This is a genomic window from Methylosinus sp. DMC45, assembly GCF_056313885.1.
In genome coordinates, this window is sequence record NZ_JBQUZK010000062.1 from 41,560 (window position 1) to 57,141 (window position 15,582).

21 protein-coding genes are annotated in these 15,582 nt (G+C 65.2%); 10 read left to right on the forward strand and 11 right to left on the reverse strand.

Annotated features, from left to right (window positions below):
• Positions 1-48 precede the first annotated feature (48 nt).
• Genes ACT53T_RS23290 through ACT53T_RS23300 form a run of 3 tightly spaced genes read left to right on the forward strand, consistent with a single transcriptional unit; the run spans position 49 to position 2,808 of the window.
• On the forward strand, positions 49-1,368 hold the full coding sequence (locus ACT53T_RS23290; protein ID WP_476163069.1) for a homoserine dehydrogenase: 1,320 nt from the start codon (positions 49-51) through the stop codon (positions 1,366-1,368).
• Positions 1,369-1,389: 21 nt separating this feature from the next.
• Positions 1,390-2,385 (forward strand): class II fructose-bisphosphatase, encoded by a 996-nt coding sequence (glpX, locus tag ACT53T_RS23295; RefSeq protein WP_476163070.1) that lies wholly within the window; start codon positions 1,390-1,392, stop codon positions 2,383-2,385.
• 6 nt (positions 2,386-2,391) lie between these two features.
• Entirely contained in the window at positions 2,392-2,808 is a 417-nt protein-coding gene (locus ACT53T_RS23300) for an MAPEG family protein (protein WP_476163071.1), read from the forward strand.
• Positions 2,809-2,935: 127 nt separating this feature from the next.
• Here the strand turns inward: ACT53T_RS23300 and ACT53T_RS23305 are convergent, their stop codons facing one another.
• Positions 2,936-3,508, reverse strand: a complete 573-nt coding sequence (locus ACT53T_RS23305) for a recombinase family protein (protein WP_476163072.1) — start codon at positions 3,506-3,508, stop codon at positions 2,936-2,938.
• 229 nt (positions 3,509-3,737) lie between these two features.
• Between ACT53T_RS23305 and ACT53T_RS23310 the strand changes: the two genes are divergently transcribed.
• Complete coding sequence (locus ACT53T_RS23310; protein ID WP_476163073.1) at positions 3,738-4,040, forward strand: hypothetical protein; 303 nt, start codon at positions 3,738-3,740, stop codon at positions 4,038-4,040.
• 14 nt (positions 4,041-4,054) lie between these two features.
• Here ACT53T_RS23310 and ACT53T_RS23315 read toward each other — a convergent pair whose 3' ends face one another.
• Together ACT53T_RS23315 and ACT53T_RS23320 are read right to left on the reverse strand one after the other, a co-directional pair.
• A complete protein-coding gene (locus ACT53T_RS23315; protein ID WP_476163074.1) occupies positions 4,055-4,216 on the reverse strand; it encodes a hypothetical protein in 162 nt (53 codons plus the stop codon).
• A gap of 111 nt (positions 4,217-4,327) precedes the next feature.
• Complete coding sequence (locus tag ACT53T_RS23320) at positions 4,328-4,450, reverse strand: hypothetical protein (protein ID WP_476163075.1); 123 nt, start codon at positions 4,448-4,450, stop codon at positions 4,328-4,330.
• A gap of 27 nt (positions 4,451-4,477) precedes the next feature.
• Here ACT53T_RS23320 and ACT53T_RS23325 point away from each other — a divergent pair, with 27 nt between their 5' ends.
• Positions 4,478-4,657 carry a helix-turn-helix domain-containing protein gene (locus ACT53T_RS23325; protein ID WP_476163076.1) on the forward strand — a complete coding sequence of 60 codons (180 nt, stop codon included), beginning with the start codon at positions 4,478-4,480 and terminating at the stop codon, positions 4,655-4,657.
• Between the two features lie 66 nt (positions 4,658-4,723).
• On the opposite strand, the gene ACT53T_RS23330 is transcribed toward ACT53T_RS23325, so the two are convergent.
• Positions 4,724-4,867 (reverse strand): hypothetical protein, encoded by a 144-nt coding sequence (locus ACT53T_RS23330; RefSeq protein ID WP_018266023.1) that lies wholly within the window; start codon positions 4,865-4,867, stop codon positions 4,724-4,726.
• 203 nt (positions 4,868-5,070) lie between these two features.
• Here ACT53T_RS23330 and ACT53T_RS23335 point away from each other — a divergent pair, with 203 nt between their 5' ends.
• From ACT53T_RS23335 to guaA, 4 genes are all read left to right on the forward strand, one after another.
• Positions 5,071-6,363 carry an RsmB/NOP family class I SAM-dependent RNA methyltransferase gene (locus tag ACT53T_RS23335; RefSeq protein ID WP_476163077.1) on the forward strand — a complete coding sequence of 431 codons (1,293 nt, stop codon included), beginning with the start codon at positions 5,071-5,073 and terminating at the stop codon, positions 6,361-6,363.
• 79 nt (positions 6,364-6,442) lie between these two features.
• Positions 6,443-6,712, forward strand: a complete 270-nt coding sequence (locus ACT53T_RS23340; protein WP_476163078.1) for a type II toxin-antitoxin system ParD family antitoxin — start codon at positions 6,443-6,445, stop codon at positions 6,710-6,712.
• Positions 6,709-7,023, forward strand: a complete 315-nt coding sequence (locus tag ACT53T_RS23345) for a type II toxin-antitoxin system RelE/ParE family toxin (protein ID WP_476163079.1) — start codon at positions 6,709-6,711, stop codon at positions 7,021-7,023. Before ACT53T_RS23340 ends, ACT53T_RS23345 begins: the two co-directional genes overlap by 4 nt.
• 132 nt (positions 7,024-7,155) lie before the next feature.
• A complete protein-coding gene (gene guaA, locus ACT53T_RS23350; RefSeq protein WP_476163080.1) occupies positions 7,156-8,757 on the forward strand; it encodes a glutamine-hydrolyzing GMP synthase in 1,602 nt (533 codons plus the stop codon).
• A 4-nt stretch (positions 8,758-8,761) separates the two neighbouring features.
• Here guaA and ACT53T_RS23355 read toward each other — a convergent pair whose 3' ends face one another.
• From ACT53T_RS23355 to ACT53T_RS23365, 3 genes are all read right to left on the reverse strand, one after another.
• Entirely contained in the window at positions 8,762-9,535 is a 774-nt protein-coding gene (locus ACT53T_RS23355; RefSeq protein ID WP_476163081.1) for a hypothetical protein, read from the reverse strand.
• A gap of 3 nt (positions 9,536-9,538) precedes the next feature.
• Positions 9,539-10,012, reverse strand: coding sequence for a hypothetical protein (locus ACT53T_RS23360; protein ID WP_476163082.1), 474 nt, complete (start codon positions 10,010-10,012; stop codon positions 9,539-9,541).
• 187 nt (positions 10,013-10,199) lie between these two features.
• Complete coding sequence (locus ACT53T_RS23365) at positions 10,200-10,532, reverse strand: rhodanese-like domain-containing protein (RefSeq protein ID WP_476163083.1); 333 nt, start codon at positions 10,530-10,532, stop codon at positions 10,200-10,202.
• A gap of 148 nt (positions 10,533-10,680) precedes the next feature.
• Here ACT53T_RS23365 and ACT53T_RS23370 point away from each other — a divergent pair, with 148 nt between their 5' ends.
• Entirely contained in the window at positions 10,681-11,115 is a 435-nt protein-coding gene (locus ACT53T_RS23370; protein ID WP_400768818.1) for a CHRD domain-containing protein, read from the forward strand.
• 23 nt (positions 11,116-11,138) lie between these two features.
• Here ACT53T_RS23370 and ACT53T_RS23375 read toward each other — a convergent pair whose 3' ends face one another.
• The 4 genes from ACT53T_RS23375 to ACT53T_RS23390 form a co-directional block, all read right to left on the reverse strand.
• On the reverse strand, positions 11,139-12,446 hold the full coding sequence (locus ACT53T_RS23375; RefSeq protein WP_476163084.1) for an ABC transporter ATP-binding protein: 1,308 nt from the start codon (positions 12,444-12,446) through the stop codon (positions 11,139-11,141).
• 11 nt (positions 12,447-12,457) lie between these two features.
• Complete coding sequence (locus tag ACT53T_RS23380) at positions 12,458-14,191, reverse strand: ABC transporter permease (protein ID WP_476163085.1); 1,734 nt, start codon at positions 14,189-14,191, stop codon at positions 12,458-12,460.
• A 242-nt stretch (positions 14,192-14,433) separates the two neighbouring features.
• Positions 14,434-14,919, reverse strand: a complete 486-nt coding sequence (locus ACT53T_RS23385) for a hypothetical protein (protein WP_476163086.1) — start codon at positions 14,917-14,919, stop codon at positions 14,434-14,436.
• 154 nt (positions 14,920-15,073) lie between these two features.
• Positions 15,074-15,496, reverse strand: a complete 423-nt coding sequence (locus ACT53T_RS23390) for a hypothetical protein (RefSeq protein ID WP_400768825.1) — start codon at positions 15,494-15,496, stop codon at positions 15,074-15,076.
• Between the last annotated feature and the right edge of the window lie 86 nt (positions 15,497-15,582).

Genomic DNA, 15,582 nt, shown 5'->3' on the forward strand with positions numbered 1-15,582 from the left:
CCGCGGCCCTACGCCGCGGCGCGGGCTTTTTTCTCGGAACAGGGTCAAATGGCGGAAATCTTGCGCGTCGGCGTCGCGGGCTTGGGCACGGTGGGCGCATCGGTCGTGCGGCTGCTGCAGAGGCAGGCGCAAGCGCTGGCGGCTCGCACGGGGCGCGAGATCGTCGTCACGGCGGTTTCCGCCCGCGACAAGGGCAAGGACCGCGGCGTCGACCTCTCCGGCGCGACCTTCTATGACGATCCCATCGCCCTCGCCGCCGCGGATGGCGTCGATCTCTTCGTCGAGCTGATCGGCGGGTCCGAAGGACCGGCGCGCGTCAGCGTCGAGACCGCGCTCGCCAAAGGCAAATCCGTCGTCACCGCCAATAAGGCGCTGCTCTCCGCCCATGGCTCGGCGCTCGCGGAGCTGGCCGAGAGCCGTCACGTCGCGCTCGCCTTCGAGGCCTCCGTGGCCGGCGGCATTCCTATCGTCAAGACGCTGCGCGAAGGCCTCGCCGGCAATTCGATCGAGCGCGTCTATGGCATTCTCAACGGCACCTGCAATTACATCCTCTCGCGCATGGAGGCGGAGCGCCTCTCCTTCGAGGAGTGCCTGAAGGAGGCGCAGCGCTTGGGCTACGCCGAGGCGGACCCGACCTTCGACATTGGCGGTTTCGACACGGCGCATAAGCTGTCGATTCTCGCCTCGCTCGCCTTCGGCGCGAAGATCGCGCCCGAGGCGGTGGAGATAGAGGGCATAGAGCGCGTCACCCTCGCCGACATCGACGCGGCCGGTGAGCTCGGCTTCCGCATCAAGCTGCTCGGCGTCGCCCAGCGCACGGCGCAGGGGATAGAGCAGCGCGTGCATCCCACAATGGTGCGCAAGACCACCGCCATCGCGCAGGTGATGGGCGTCACCAACGCCGTCACCATAGACGCCGACGCGGTGCATGAGCTGACCTTGGTCGGCCCCGGCGCCGGCGGCGACGCCACCGCCTCCGCCGTCGTCGCCGATATCGCCGATATCGCCAAAGGCGTGCGCTCCGCGCCCTTCGGCCTGCCGAGCGCCGCTCTGCGCAAGCTTGAGCGCGCCCCGGCTGCGCTGCATGAGGGCGGCTATTACATCCGCCTCGCCGTGCCGGACGTGCCCGGCGCCTTCGCCGCCATCGCCACGGCAATGGCGGAACGCAAAATCTCGCTCGAGAGCATCATGCAGCATGGCGCGCGCGCGGCGCGGCGCAGCGGCGCGGCCCAGGTCGGAGCCCAAGTCGGCGTGATTCTCATCACCCATGCGACGACCGAGCGCCTGGTGCGCGAGGCGCTCGACGCCATCTACGCCGACGGCGTCATCGCCGAGCCGGCGCAGGTCATCCGCATCGAGCGCGAATAGCGCATCGCCGGAGAAAAACGCATGGCGCGCCCCGCATCGGCCGCGGAAAAACCGATCGACCGCAATCTGACCCTCGAGCTCGTCCGCGTCACCGAAAGAGCGGCCGTGGCGGCGGCGCGCTGGCGCGGGCGCGGCGATGAGATGGCGGCCGACCAGGCCGCCGTCGACGCCATGCGCAGCGAGCTGGATCGGCTGGCGATTCGTGGTCGCATCGTCATCGGCGAGGGCGAGCGCGATTCCGCGCCAATGCTGTTCATCGGCGAGGAAGTCGGCGCTGGCGGCGGCCCTCGGGTCGATCTCGCCGTCGCGCCGCTCGAGGGCTCGACGCTCTGCGCCAAGGACATGGCGGGCGCCATCTCCATCGTCGCCATCGCCGCCGCGGGCTCGCTGCTCTATGCGCCGGATGTCTATATGGACAAGATCGCCATCGGCCCCGGCTATCCGCCGGGCGTCGTCGATCTCGACAATGAGCCGGGCGCCAATATCGCCGCTCTGGCCGCGGCCAAGGGCGTCGCGGCGCAGGACGTCACCATCTGCATATTGGACCGGCCCCGCCACGCCGAGCTGATCGCGCGCTGCCGCGCGGCGGGCGCGCGGGTGCGGCTCATCAGCGACGGCGATGTGGCGGGCATCATCTTCACCGCCCAGCCGGCGGAGACCGGCGTCGATATGTATCTCGGCGCCGGCGGCGCGCCGGAGGGCGTGCTGGCGGCCGGCGTGCTGCGCTGCGTCGGCGGCCAGATGCAGGGCCGCCTCGTGCTCGACAGCCCCGCCAAGGCGGCGCGCGCGGCCGAGATGGGCGTGCGCGATCCGCGCAAGAAATATGAGCTCGAGGAGCTGGCCTCCGACGATGTGGTGGTCTGCGCCACCGGCGTCACCGACGGGCCGCTGCTGTTCGGCGTCGTCTTCGGCAAGGACGCCATCGAGACGGAGACTCTGGTTTATCGCTCCTCCACCGGCACTGTGCGCCGCATCAGCGCCCAGCATCGCGTGAGCGGGAAATTCGAATTGGATTGAACGATCTTGTCCACGAAAGCCGTTCTGCTTCCCGTCTTCGCGCTCGTCGCTCTCGCTCTGGGGCTGCTCGTCGCTCTCGCGCGGTCGCGCATTCGCGCGCTGCGGGGCAAAATGGTGAAGCCGGCGGATATAGCGCTCAATCGGGGCTGGCCGGACCAAATCGCCCAGCTCGGCAACTCCTACGCCAGCCAATTCGAGCTGCCGGTGCTGTTCTATGCGCTGGTCGCGCTGACGTTGGTCACGGAGAAGGCGGACCTTTTATTCGTCGCGCTGGAATGGGCCTTTGTCGCGACGCGCTACGCGCACGCCTCTATTCATGTCGCCAGCAATCATGTGCAGCGGCGGTTTTTCGCCTTCGCGGCGGGTTTCGCGCTGCTCGCCCTGATGTGGGCGATCTTCGCCGCGCGGATCGTCTTTTCCTGACGATCCGCGGCCGCGAGCTCGAGGCCGCGAGCTCGAGGCCGAATGACATTCGCCGGCCGCATTATTCATGTTCGGCGGAACATGAATAATGCCTCGTCGCTATCGACCAGAGCGCTCTCCGATACTTCTAGCCCCGACCGGCGGGAAAGGCGTTGCGCAGGCTCCGCTGGAGGGTGCGAACGGACACGCCCAGTTCGTCCGCCACCTCCTGTACCTGCGTCTTCTCCTGCCGTATGGCTTCGAAAGCGTCGGCGATCTGATCGGGACTGAGCGATTTCGGCCGCCCGAGCGTGCAGCCGCGCGCGCGCGCGGCGGAGAGCCCCGCCCGCGTTCTTTCGCTGATGAGGGAGCGCTCGAACTCGGCCAGCGCCGCCATCATATGGAACATCAGCCGGCCGCCCGATGAGGTCGTGTTGATGTTCTCGGTCAGGGACTGAAAATTAATCCCTCGCTTTCCGAGCTTATCCATCAACGCGACGAGACCTGGCAAAGACCGGCCGAGCCGATCCAGGCGCCAGACGACCAAAGTGTCGCCAGACTTCAAATTTTGCATCGCTTTCTCCAGACCGGCGCGACTGAAATCAAGTCCTGATCGCCCATGATCCGTAAAAATTTCATCACATCCTACCTTTTCTAAGGCTTTGAGCTGCAGATCGAGTTTTTGCTCGTCTGTTGATACTCGCGCATAGCCGACGATCATTATTTGTTCTCGTGTCTCGATGCCAAAACGGCGCTGCCACGTCGTAAAGAATCGGTTTTTGTCTACCAAACTATCTCATTACGAGACAGAAAGGCTTGACAAAATCGGTCCTTTCTTGCCTGCGCCTTGAAATATGCGCTCGGTTAAAATAATCCTGTAATTACAATGCTAACATGCGCACGATGTCACAGGATTTTTACGCGCTAGTTATGGTCACAAAGGACCGTTTATGCCGCGAAATCGGGAGTTCGACGCTGCAGCCCTGCGCCGACGCGGGGATGAAAAAATGTCTTCTTTCCCTTCGAGCTTCGGCGGCGACGGGCTTGCAGTCCCGGACGAGCGCGCGGCCCACCGCGACCTCGAGGCCAGGGATATCCGCGTGTCGGACACTGTCACCGGAATGATGATCGCCGCAGTCTCCGGCGCGGTCGTCGGGTTTCTGACTGCCGGAGGGGTTGCTTGCGCGGCTCTGGTCTTCGTGTCGGCGATTGTCGGCGCCTATGCGGGCTGGCAGGCGCGAGGCGGCGAATGATGGCGGACCATTCCTCACGCGCCTCCGGCGTGGCGCCATTCGGAAGGCGTGGCCTGCGTCGCGACGACGAGCCGGGCGGCGGGCGCCGATCCGGGGACGAGCAGAGCAAGTATCGACGCGTCAGACTGCGGACGCTCGGCGCGGAGCTGACGCTCGTCTATATCGCGGACTTTCAAGGGCTGGCTCCGCAATTTCTGGTGCGGTTCGACGCAGACGGGCCATATCTTTCCGTCGGGGATCCAGTCGCGTTTTCGCTGGCGTCGAAGGAAGAGCCGATCGGCCGTGAATCACCTCGCCGTCCTCGCGTCCTCTCCGACGCCGATGCGGAGCGGAACCGAATCCTGCTCATAGCCGGAGACGAAGACGCGATCGATCGCGCCGCCGCTCAGCCTCAGCAAAATCGTGGACAAATTCCGCTCGACACAGCGGATATAGCCGTGGACATGCTCATCGGCTATTCGATCGAGGCCGTCGAACGACGGCTCGTCCTGCGCACATTGCGCCGTTTCAACGGCGATTATCGACAGACTGCCTTCGCTCTGGGGCTTTCCACGCAAGAATTGTCGGCGAAACTGCTGGCGCTGCTCCACGCGGACGCGTCCTCGACCGCGGAATGACGCTGCGGAACCATCTTCGCCGCGCGGATCGCCTTTTCGTGACGATCCGCGACGGCGAAGCGAAGCTCAGTATTTGCGGCCGGTCTCGAGCTGGGTCTTGGCGTCGAGCGGCTTCTTCGGCGGCGGGGTCAGATCGGGCTGCGACTGAGCCGCGCAGGCGGCGAGGGAGAGAGCGAGCAGAATAGCGGCGAACGGACGAAGAGAGCGCATCTTTAGCTTCCGACGGTATGTGTGGAAAACGCCGTGGCTTTCGCGGCGCAACATGACTTCAGCTAGGCTATTGAGGCCAGATTGTGGCCGTGAGCGCTACCATAGCGATTTTCTGAGACTTTTCGCTTTTCCATGGCAATCTCGCCTCCCGAGGCGCGCCGGCGCTGGCCTGCCGGCCCGCGAGGCCGTAAAGCAGAGCCGACATGACTCCCGCCGCACAAGTCTCCGCCGCCATAGAAATCCTCGCCGAGCTCGCCGAGCGCCGCCGTCCGGCCGCCGATGCGATCAAGGATTGGGGGCTTTCGCACCGATTCGCCGGCTCCAAGGACCGCGCCTCCATATCGAGCCTCGTGTTCGACGCGCTGCGCAAACGCGCCTCGGCCGCTTTCCTGATGGGCTCCGACGCGCCCCGCGCCGTCGTCATCGGCGCGCTGCGCGAATCGGGCGGGCTGACCGTCGAGGAGATCGCGGCGCTGTTCTCCGGCGAGGGCCACGCCCCCGCCCCGCTCACGGATGAGGAGCGCGAGCGCCTCGCCACGGCGACGCTCGAGGGCGCGCCGGCGCATGTCCGCGGCGATTATCCCGAATGGCTCGCCGAGCGCTTCGACGCCGCTTTCGGCGAATCCGCCGCCGATGAAGGCCGCGCGCTGGCCGAGCGCGCGCCGGTCGATCTGCGCGTCAATATTTTGAACGCCGCGCGCGAGGATGGCCTGCGCCGTCTCGCGCATCTTTCGCCGGAGCCGACTCCGCTGTCGCCGCTCGGCCTGCGCATCGCGCCGCCGGCCAAAGGGCGCGGCCCGGCGCTGACGGCCGAGCCCGCCTATGTCAAAGGCCTGGTCGAGCTGCAGGACGAGGGCTCCCAGCTCGCCGCTCTGCTCTGCGCCGCCGAGCCCGGCGAGCAGATTCTGGACCTTTGCGCCGGCGGCGGCGGCAAGACGCTGGCGCTGGCCGGGCAGATGCACAATCGCGGGCAGATCTACGCCTTCGACGACGACGGCCGCCGCCTCACCCCCATTTATCCGCGGCTCGAGCGGGCCGGCGCGCGCAATGTGCAGGTTCGCGCCCCGCGCGGAAAGACGGATGTGCTCGCCGATCTCGAGGGGCGCTGCGGCCTCGTGCTGATCGACGCGCCCTGCACCGGAACCGGAACCTGGCGCCGCCATCCCGACGCCAAATGGCGTCTCGCCCCCGGCGCGCTGGAGCAGCGCATCGCCGAGCAGCGGGAGCTGCTGGACAAGGCCCCGCGCTTCGTGAAGGCGGGCGGGCGCGTGGTCTATGTGACCTGCTCGCTGCTGATCGACGAGAATGAGGCGCAGATCGCGCGCTTTCTCGAGGGCCATGCGGATTTTTCCGCCGTTCCGGCCGAGGAGACGGCGGCCAAGGCCGGGCTGCCGGAGCTGGCGCGCTTCGCCTCGCCGCATGGGGCGGGATTCCGGCTGACGCCGCGCACGGCGGGAACGGATGGGTTCTATGTGTGCGTGCTGAAGCGCGGGTGAATAACGAAATTTGTCAAAGCTCGTTATTGCGCTATCTTCGGCCCGAGAAACCTTTTTCCGAGCCCATGCGAGCGACCCCATGAATGTGAGCCTCACCCCGGAGCTCGAGCGGCTGGTGCATCAGAAGGTGCAGACCGGCCGCTACACCTCCGCGAGCGAAGTGGTGCGCGAAGCGCTTCGCCTGATGGAGGAGCGCGACCGGCTGGAGGCCTGGCGCAAGGACGAAATCCGCGCGCAGATCGCCGCCGGCCTCACGTCGCTGCGGGCCGGGCGAGGCGTGGACGGCGAGGAGGCGTTCGATCGGCTGGAAGCGGAGATCGACGCCGAGGAGAAGCGTAGCGCCGAGTGAGCCGCTTTCGCCTTTCGCCGGAAGCCCAGAGCGACCTCGAGGCCATGAGGCGCTACCTGACCCGCAAAGGCGGTCCGATGCTCGCCCGGCATGTCCTGGGCGAAATCCGTCATGCGCTGCGATTCATCGCCGAAAATCCTGGGGCCGGGCATAAAAGAGAGGACCTCACCGACGAGATGGTGAAGTTTTGGCCCGTCTTTTCCTATTTGATCGTCTATGAGCCGTCGATGCGTCCAATCGGAATCGTGCGCATCATTCATGGGGCGCAAGACGTCGAGACGATGTTTTCCGAGAAGCCGCCGCAAATGTGAGTGGTCCTCCGCGCCAGAGCCTTCGCCTTTCGTCTCGCAACATCCCGAAGGGGGCGCGCCGCGCTCTTGCGCATTGCCGACTACGAGAGGTAGTCACTAGCTCTCGCGAGCCCCCACACACGAAAGACCAGCATGACCGCCACTGAGAGCTTCCACCACGACATCGCCGATCGCCACGACAAGCTGCTGATCGTCGATTTCGGCTCGCAGGTGACGCAGCTCATCGCGCGGCGCGTGCGCGAGGCGGGCGTCTATTGCGAGATCGCGCCCTTCCAGAGCGCAAAACGGGCCTTCGCCGAAATCCGCCCCAAGGCGGTGATCCTCTCCGGCGGCCCCTGCTCCGTCACCGAGGACGGCTCGCCGCGCGCGCCGCAGAGCATTTTCGACGCGAAAATCCCCGTGCTCGCCATTTGCTACGGCGAGCAGCTGCTGGCCGCGCAACTGGGCGGCGCCGTCGAGGGCGGACATCATCGCGAATTCGGCCGCGCCGAGATCGGCGTCGTCGAGGAGAGCCCGCTCTTTGCCGGCGTGTGGGAAAAGGGCGGCCGCTATCCCGTGTGGATGAGCCATGGCGACCGCGTCACCCGCCTGCCGGAAGGCTTCCGCGTCATCGCCGCCTCGGAGAACGCCCCGATGGGCGCCATCGCCGACGAGGCGCGGCGCTACTACGGCGTGCAATTCCACCTCGAGGTGGCGCATACGCCGGATGGCGCGAAGCTCATCTCCAATTTCGTGCACAATGTCGCTGGGTTGAAATCCGACTGGACCATGTCGGCCTTCCGCGGCGAGGCGATCGAGGCCGTGCGCCGCCAAGTCGGCTCCGGCCGCGTGCTCTGCGGGCTTTCGGGCGGCGTCGATTCCGCCGTCGCGGCCGTGCTGATCCATGAGGCGATCGGCGACGCCCTGACTTGCGTCTTCGTCGATCACGGCCTGCTGCGTGGCGGCGAGGCGGAGGAGGTCGTCACCCTCTTCCGCGATCACTACAATATTCCGCTCGTGCATGTGGAGGCGCAGGAGCTGTTCCTGCAAGCGCTGGAAGGGGTCGAGGACCCGGAGGTCAAGCGCAAGACGATCGGCCGCCTGTTCATCGAGACCTTTGAAGAAGAGGCCAGGAAGATCGCCGCCGACGGCCGCGGCGCGCCGCAATTTCTGGCGCAGGGCACGCTCTACCCGGACGTCATCGAGAGCGTGTCCTTCTCCGGCGGGCCTTCGGTGACGATCAAATCGCATCACAATGTCGGCGGCCTGCCCGAGCGCATGAATATGAAGCTCGTCGAGCCCTTGCGCGAATTGTTCAAGGACGAGGTGCGCGCGCTCGGCCGCGAGCTGGGCCTACCCGAGGCCTTCGTCGGCCGCCACCCCTTCCCCGGCCCCGGCCTCGCCATCCGCTGCCCCGGCGGGATCAGCCGCGAGAAGCTGGAGATTTTGCGCAAGGCGGACGCCATCTATCTCGACGAGATTCGCAAGGCCGGGCTCTATGACGTGATCTGGCAGGCCTTCGCCGTGCTGCTGCCGGTTCGCACTGTGGGCGTGATGGGCGACGGCCGCAGCTACGACCATGTCTGCGCCCTGCGCGCGGTGACGAGCACGGATGGAATGACGGCGGATTTCTATCCCTTCGACATGAATTTTCTGGGCCGGGCGGCGACGCGCATCATCAATGAGGTGCGCGGCGTGAATCGCGTGGTCTACGATGTGACCAGCAAGCCGCCGGGGACGATCGAGTGGGAATGAGGCGTTACGCACCTACGACAAGTAGACCTGACTTCTCGACGTACGCTTGGCCTGTCGGTAGGATTTGCACTGTCGACCTACGCTCATCGAAATGAACCCATGCATTCTCGTGAAGGCTCTTGAGGACCTTACGCTTAAAGTCAGTCCCGTTCTTATATTCGGCCCAAGCTTGCAGTTGCGCGACGGTCACAGGCTTGCCTTCAGCATATAGCAGGATCAATACTTTTTGACCTGCCGTTCTCGCTGGCTCAAGCACTCGCCGCGCATCGCCATTGTACCAGACCATATGAAAGGTTCGAGCGGTAACTGCTTCCACGACGGCGTGGGAGTCGACGAGAGCGAGTTGTGAATAGTTGCGAACAAATTCGCCCATTATCCATTTCATGCAACGTAGGAAGAACTCGGCATCCATATGATTAGGACTTACCTCGGCCGAAACATGGCCAATCGCCCGATTGTTCCGAAGTTCGTAAAGCGCCGTCAAGACCTTCGGCACCTGAATGCATAGTGAGCGCCCTTTGGTGCCATTATGCTGTTCTAGGTCCCGACATGCCTGCGGAAAATTCGCTGGCTTCGATGGCGTTGAAGCATAGCTTCCCTTCACGTGCCCGGCACATATACAATAGGCGATCTCGCAAAACTTTCCCGCCTTGAGGCCGACCTTTTCCCAATCAGCGGCACGATATTCGTCAAGGGCTTGCTCAAACTCTTGGATTAGAGGATCGCGCAGGCCCGCAGGGATCGTCTTCAGTGATTCTTGAAGGCTAGGCAGACTCAAGCGTCAGGTCCGATCCCAGTAATATTTGAAGCTACCTGAACCCTCCCTAGTTCTTTGAAGCAGCCCCCTTTTGAAAAGGGATTCACCCGCCGCAGCTACTTGGTTTGATTTATGAGTAAAGCCTTTCTCTGCCAATCCAGCTACAATATCGTTGCCAACACGTTTTAATTTGAAGAAACCCTCTTCCTTCAGCGCCATCATTCTATCTGCGCATGAATGACCTTTGGGAGCGATACTACGCTTGCGCTTGGCTTTTAGCTTTCCGCCGCTGCCATTTTCTTCGACAATCTCCTGATCTAGACTGCTGTTTGCTTCGTTGTGAAGAGGTTGAGCCTCGTCGTTTGCCTGCGAACGGCTTCCGAAACCCGCTTCTTCAAGGAGCGGGAACAGCTTTGCGAGAAGTCCTTCAACGAAATCCTTTTCGCCTTCGATCTCAATAACACCCGCAGGTGCATCAATGTGAACCCTGTTCGTCACGCAGGCCCCCGCTTGCAAGAATCACCTAGATCTTGCCTGACTTGCTGTGACGATCAAGTGCTTTCCCGAATTGGCCACGGCTAAATCATGACTGGGGCGTTCGGAGCGAAATTTGACGAGTTGTGCAGCTTTCACGAATTGGTAGTGCGGGCTGCTGCCCGCATCGCCCCAGCCGCGCTCGCCCCCATCACATTCCCGTGACCACCGGCTCCCCGGCCTTTTGCCAGCCGATGATGCCGCCGCCGAAATGCGTGCTCACGTCGCGGCGGCCGAAGAGGCGGGCCTGCTCCATGGCGTTCACCGAGCGCTTGCCGGAGCGGCAATAGACCACCACCTTCTGGCCCTCGGCCGGCGCGGGAATCTTCGTCGGATCGAAGGCGGACAGCGGCACGAAGAGCGCGCCGTCGATATGGCCCTGGGCGTATTCGTCCGCCTCGCGCACATCGACCAGAATGATCGACTTGTCGGCGATGCCGCTCTTCAAATCCTCTAGGCTGATATCGCTGTACCACTCGGCCATTTCGTTCTTCCCAAAATCTCTGCGCGGCGTCGCGCGCTTTCGCCACAGCGGCAAAGGCGCGGGCGGCGGCTTGAAGCGTCGCGCGGGCGCGTTAGGTGGCAAGCCCTCGGGGGCGTTGTTTCCGCCATTTGACACAGGAGCTCCACAAATGTCCAGGAATGCATCGCTCGCGCTCGCGGCCGCCGTCGCGCTCGCCGCCGTCGCGGCCTCGCCCGCTTTCGCCGAAGTGCAGATGTTCAAGGGCGATCTCTCCGGCGGCGCGGAAAATCCGCCGAGCGCGAGCAAGGGCGTCGGCTCCATCGCCGTGACGCTGGATCCCAAGACGCGGAAAATCAGCTGGAAAGGCTATTATGTCGGCCTCGAGGGCCAGGATCTGAAGGCGCATTTCCACGGTCCCGCCAAGGCCGGCGAGAAAGCCGCGCCGGTGCTGCCGGTCGAGGCCGTGGAGGAGACCTTCCAGGGCTCGGCGACGCTCGACGCCAAGCAGGTGAAGCAGCTCGAGGACGGCCAGTGGTATTTCAACATCCACTCGGCCAAGCATCCCGAAGGCGAGCTGCGCGGACAGCTGAACCGCGTCAGATGATGCGCGTCAGTTGACGCGCGCGCCTATTGCGGGTTTTCCAGGCTGAAGGTCTGCGCGCCTTCGTCATAGGCGAAAATCTCGCCATAGCGGCCCCAGGTGGTGACGCTCTTCAGCGTCATCTCCGCATAATCCTCGCTCATGTAATCCTCGAGCTCCTCGCGGAAGCGGGTGGCCGGCGCGTAATGCGACGGCCGCTCGTCCAGCACGCGGCGGATGCGCTGCGCCAGCGGCACATAGGCGAGCAGATGGTCGCCGAACAGCTTCTTGCGCTGGTCGACGTCCATCTCCGCGAAGCGCTTGCCGGCCGTCGTCAGCTTTATGTCGCCCTCGGCGAGCTCGGCGAAGCGCAAGAGCTGCAGCGTTTCGGCGACGGGGAAGAGATCGTCGATCTCGAGCTGCAGGCTGTCGGCGAGCGCGGGGAGATCGGCCTTGCCGTCATAGGGCGGCGCGGCGACCTCCTCGATCATGCCGGCGAGCGTGTTGGTGGAGACCGTCGGCAGCGCCATGCCGAGGCCGAGGCCGGGGAAAGCCCCCTCGCGGGCCTTGGCCGCCTCGGCGCGACGCGTCATCAGCGCATAGATCTGGTCCACGAGCTGGCGGAACTCGGGATCGAGACGATTGCGCGGATGCGCCAGCGTCACGCGAATTTCCGCGGCGATGCGGCCCGGATTGGAGGAGAGCACGACGATGCGGTCGCACATCAGCACCGCCTCCTCGATGTTGTGCGTCACCATCAGAATGGATTTGATCGGCATGCGCCCTTCGACCCACAGATCGAGGAGATCGGTGCGCAAGGTCTCGGCCGTCAGCACGTCGAGCGCCGAGAAGGGCTCGTCCATCAGCAGAATATTCGGCGCGACGACGAGCGCGCGGGCGAAGCCGACGCGCTGGCGCATGCCGCCGGAAATCTCCTTCGGATACGCATTCTCGAAGCCGTCGAGGCCGATGATGTCGATCGCCTTCAGCGCGCGGCGGCGCGCGTCCGCCTCGCGCACGCCTTTGGCGCGTAGGCCGAGCTCCACATTGGCGAGCACGGAGAGCCAGGGAAACAGAGCGAAGCTCTGAAACACCATGGCGACGCCGTCGACCGGGCCGACCACTTTCTCGCCGCGGTAGAACAATTCGCCGCCGGTCGGCCGCGCGAGGCCGGAGACGATGCGCAGCAGCGAGGACTTCCCGCAGCCGGAACGCCCGAGCAGGCCGACGATCTCGCCATCGTCGAGCCTCAGCGAAATATCGTCGAGAACGATCGGGCCTTTTTCGCCGGAAGAGCGGCCATAGGCCTGGAAGACATTGCGGAGCTCGAGCAGAGGCGCTTTCGTCGCGGACATGGCGGAACCCTTCAGGAGAGGCGCAGGCGCCGTTCGACGAAGCCGAACAATTGGCGCCAGAAGAGACGGTTGAACAATATGACGACAACGCTCATCAGCGAGACGCCGAGCACGATCTTCGGATAGTCGCCGGCCGCCGTCGCCGCGGCGATATAGGCGCCTATGCCCTGCGCCTCGATCGTGTCCTCGCCCCATTTCACATATTCGGCGACGATGGAGGCGTTCCACGAGCCGCCCGAGGCGGTGAGCGCGCCGGTCACGTAATAAGGGAAGATCGCCGGCAGAATGACGTTCTTCCACCAGGCGAAGCCGCGAATGCCGAAATTGGCGGAGACCTCGCGCAGATCGTTGGGGAAGGCGGAGGCGCCGGCGATGACATTGAACAATATGTACCATTGCGTGCCGAAAATGATCAGCAGCGACAGCCATATGTCGGGATCGAGCCGGAAGGTGAGAATGCCGATGACGGCGATGGGAAACAGAACATTGGCCGGAAAGGCCGCCAGAAATTGCGCCAGCGGCTGGATTTTCTCGGCGATGCGCGGACGCAGGCCCACCCACACGCCGATCGGCACCCAGATCAGCGTGGCGAGCGCGATCAGCACGATGACGCGGATCATCGTGTAGAAGGTGAGCAGCAGCGCGTGACGGAACTCCTTGAGGCTCACCGCGCTGCGCACGAATTCGAGCACGAGATAGAGCGAATAGACGAACACCGCGCCGATCGCCGCGAACCAGACGATATCGAGGACGATGGCCGCGCGGCGGCTCTGCGGCAGGCGCGGCGCGGCGAAAGGCAAGGTCAGCTTCCACAGCGAGGCGCGGCGGAGCAGCGAGGCCGGCCAGGCCGCGGCGACGCGCAGCCAGCGCGTGCGCACGAAGAGATCGCGCACCCAGCTCTCGGCCTCGTCCTGCGAGGCGGAAAGCTCGACGCGGAACTTGCCCGAGAAGGCGACGATGGGCCGGAACAGCAGCTGGTCATAGGCGAGAATGATGAGCGCCACCGCGATCACCGCCGCCGCCACGCAATCGACCCGCTTGCTCTCTATGGCGAGCGCCAGATAGGAGCCGACGCCCGGCAGGCGCACATTCACGTCGCCGACGGTGATCGCCTCCGAGGCGACGACGAAGAACCAGCCGCCGGACATGGACATCATCATGTTCCAGATGAGGCCCGGCATGGCGAAGGGCGCCTCGAGCTGCCAGAATTTCTGCCAGGGCGTGAGGCCGAAGCTCTTGGCCACCTCGTCGAGATCGCGCGGCACGGTGCGCAGCGACTGGTGGAAGGAGAAGGCCATGTTCCAGGCCTGGCTGGTGAAGATGGCGAAGATCGCCGCGCCCTCGGCGCCGAGCGTCGAGCCGGGGAAGAGGCCGAGGAAGAAGGTGACGGTGAAGGAGAGAAAGCCGAGCACCGGCACCGATTGCAGCACGTCGAGCAGCGGCACCAGAATCATCTCGGCGCGGCGGCTCTTGGCGGCGAGCGTGGCGTAGACGAAAGTGAAGAGCAGCGAGAAGCCGATCGCCGCGAACATGCGCAGCGTGGTGCGCAGCCCATAATAGGGCAGCGCCGAATAATCGAGCGACAATTGCGCCGTCTCCGGCGCCTCGAGCGGCAGCGCCATGCCGCGCCAGCCGAAGGCGGCCAGCGCGAAGACGCCGAGGACGAGCGCCAGAGCGACGAAATCCCACAGATTGGGCAGAGCGCGGCGGCCGAGCGAGGTGAGCGCGACGAAACTATTGAGCATGAACGACCGGCTTTCGGCGAAGCGAGGCGCAGAGGCGGCCGGAGGCGTGGCCCCGGCGGGAGAGCATGTCGCACAGCAGAATACCGCCGTCACCTCCCCGACTGTGGGAATCGAGCGGCCCAAAGCTATGCGCCGCCGTCCAATGGCCAAGCCATATGACAATCGCGTGTCGGCGGCGGGCGGGAGCGCCGAAATGCGGCCGCGGACCGGCTCAGAAACGATATGGAAATGATTTCCGCCGCTCAGCGCGCCCCGAGGGGCGCTGCGCGGGAGTCGCGCCTGGCCTCGCCCTTGGGCAGCGAGCCGGTCGGCGCGGGATCGATGCGCGCGTCGAGCCGGTCGAGCCGCTGCTCGAGCCGCTCCAGCCGCGAGGCGCCCGTGTCGCGCGCCGTCTCCAGCGCGCGCAGCCGCGCGCCGGCGCGCACCGCCTCCTCGTCATGGCGAATCGATTCGATCAGCGCCCGCGTCGCCCGCGCCTCGTCCAGCAGGCGGGCGATCTCGCGACGCTGCTCGAGCCCGAAGGAGACCTCCGGCTTCCAGTCGAGCGCCTTGGCGAGAGTCTGGCCGTCTATGCTCTGCGCGGCCTGCAGCGCATTTTTGACGCCGGTGCGCGAGCCCAGAAAAAAGCCGGCCGCCGCGCCCGCGCCGATGGAGGCGACGATGACGCCGAGAAGCCGAAAGAATCGGAGGCCATTGGACCGCGAGTGTGGCGTCGCCGCCGTCGACATGAGAGACCTCCTGAGCGACGCCGAGGCGATGTCTCAGTGGTCCGAGTGTCCGCGCCCATGGTTAACGGCAGGTTAAGCGGGAACGGCCGCCGGCGCGAGACGCGTCCGACGGCCGCGAGACGACTGTCGAAGATCGCTTTAGGAGAGCGCCTCGTCAGCGCGCGCCGTGCTTCATGGCGCGATGCGGAATGTCGCTATAGGGCGCTATGCCATGGCCGCCGATCGAGGAGCGGCCCTGGCTGGAGGAGGAGCGGCCCTGGATCGCCGAGCGCCCCTGCTGGCCGCTCTGGCCGGCGACGCGCGCCTTGCCGGAGGCATATTTGCCGGAGGCGGCTCCATATTTGGAATTTTTCGACCAGCTTCCGCCGGAGGCGGCGGAGCGGCCCTTGGTCGCCTTGGAGGAGGCGCGCGCGCCCGAATAGTCCTGGTAACGAGCCTTGGCGATATCTGAGGCCGCGCCGGCGGCGAGCGCCGGAGCCGCCGAGGGCAGCGCCAGCGCCGGAGCCGTCATCGCCGGTAGAGAGATGGCCAGCAATCCGAGCGCGACCGCGCCCATCGTCAGATTCGTGAGGTTCATTTGCACACTCCCGTATCGCGAGCTCTGCTCCAGAGACCGCGGCGGCCCCCCAGGGCGTCACAACGTGCGGGACGCGGGTCGGTTCC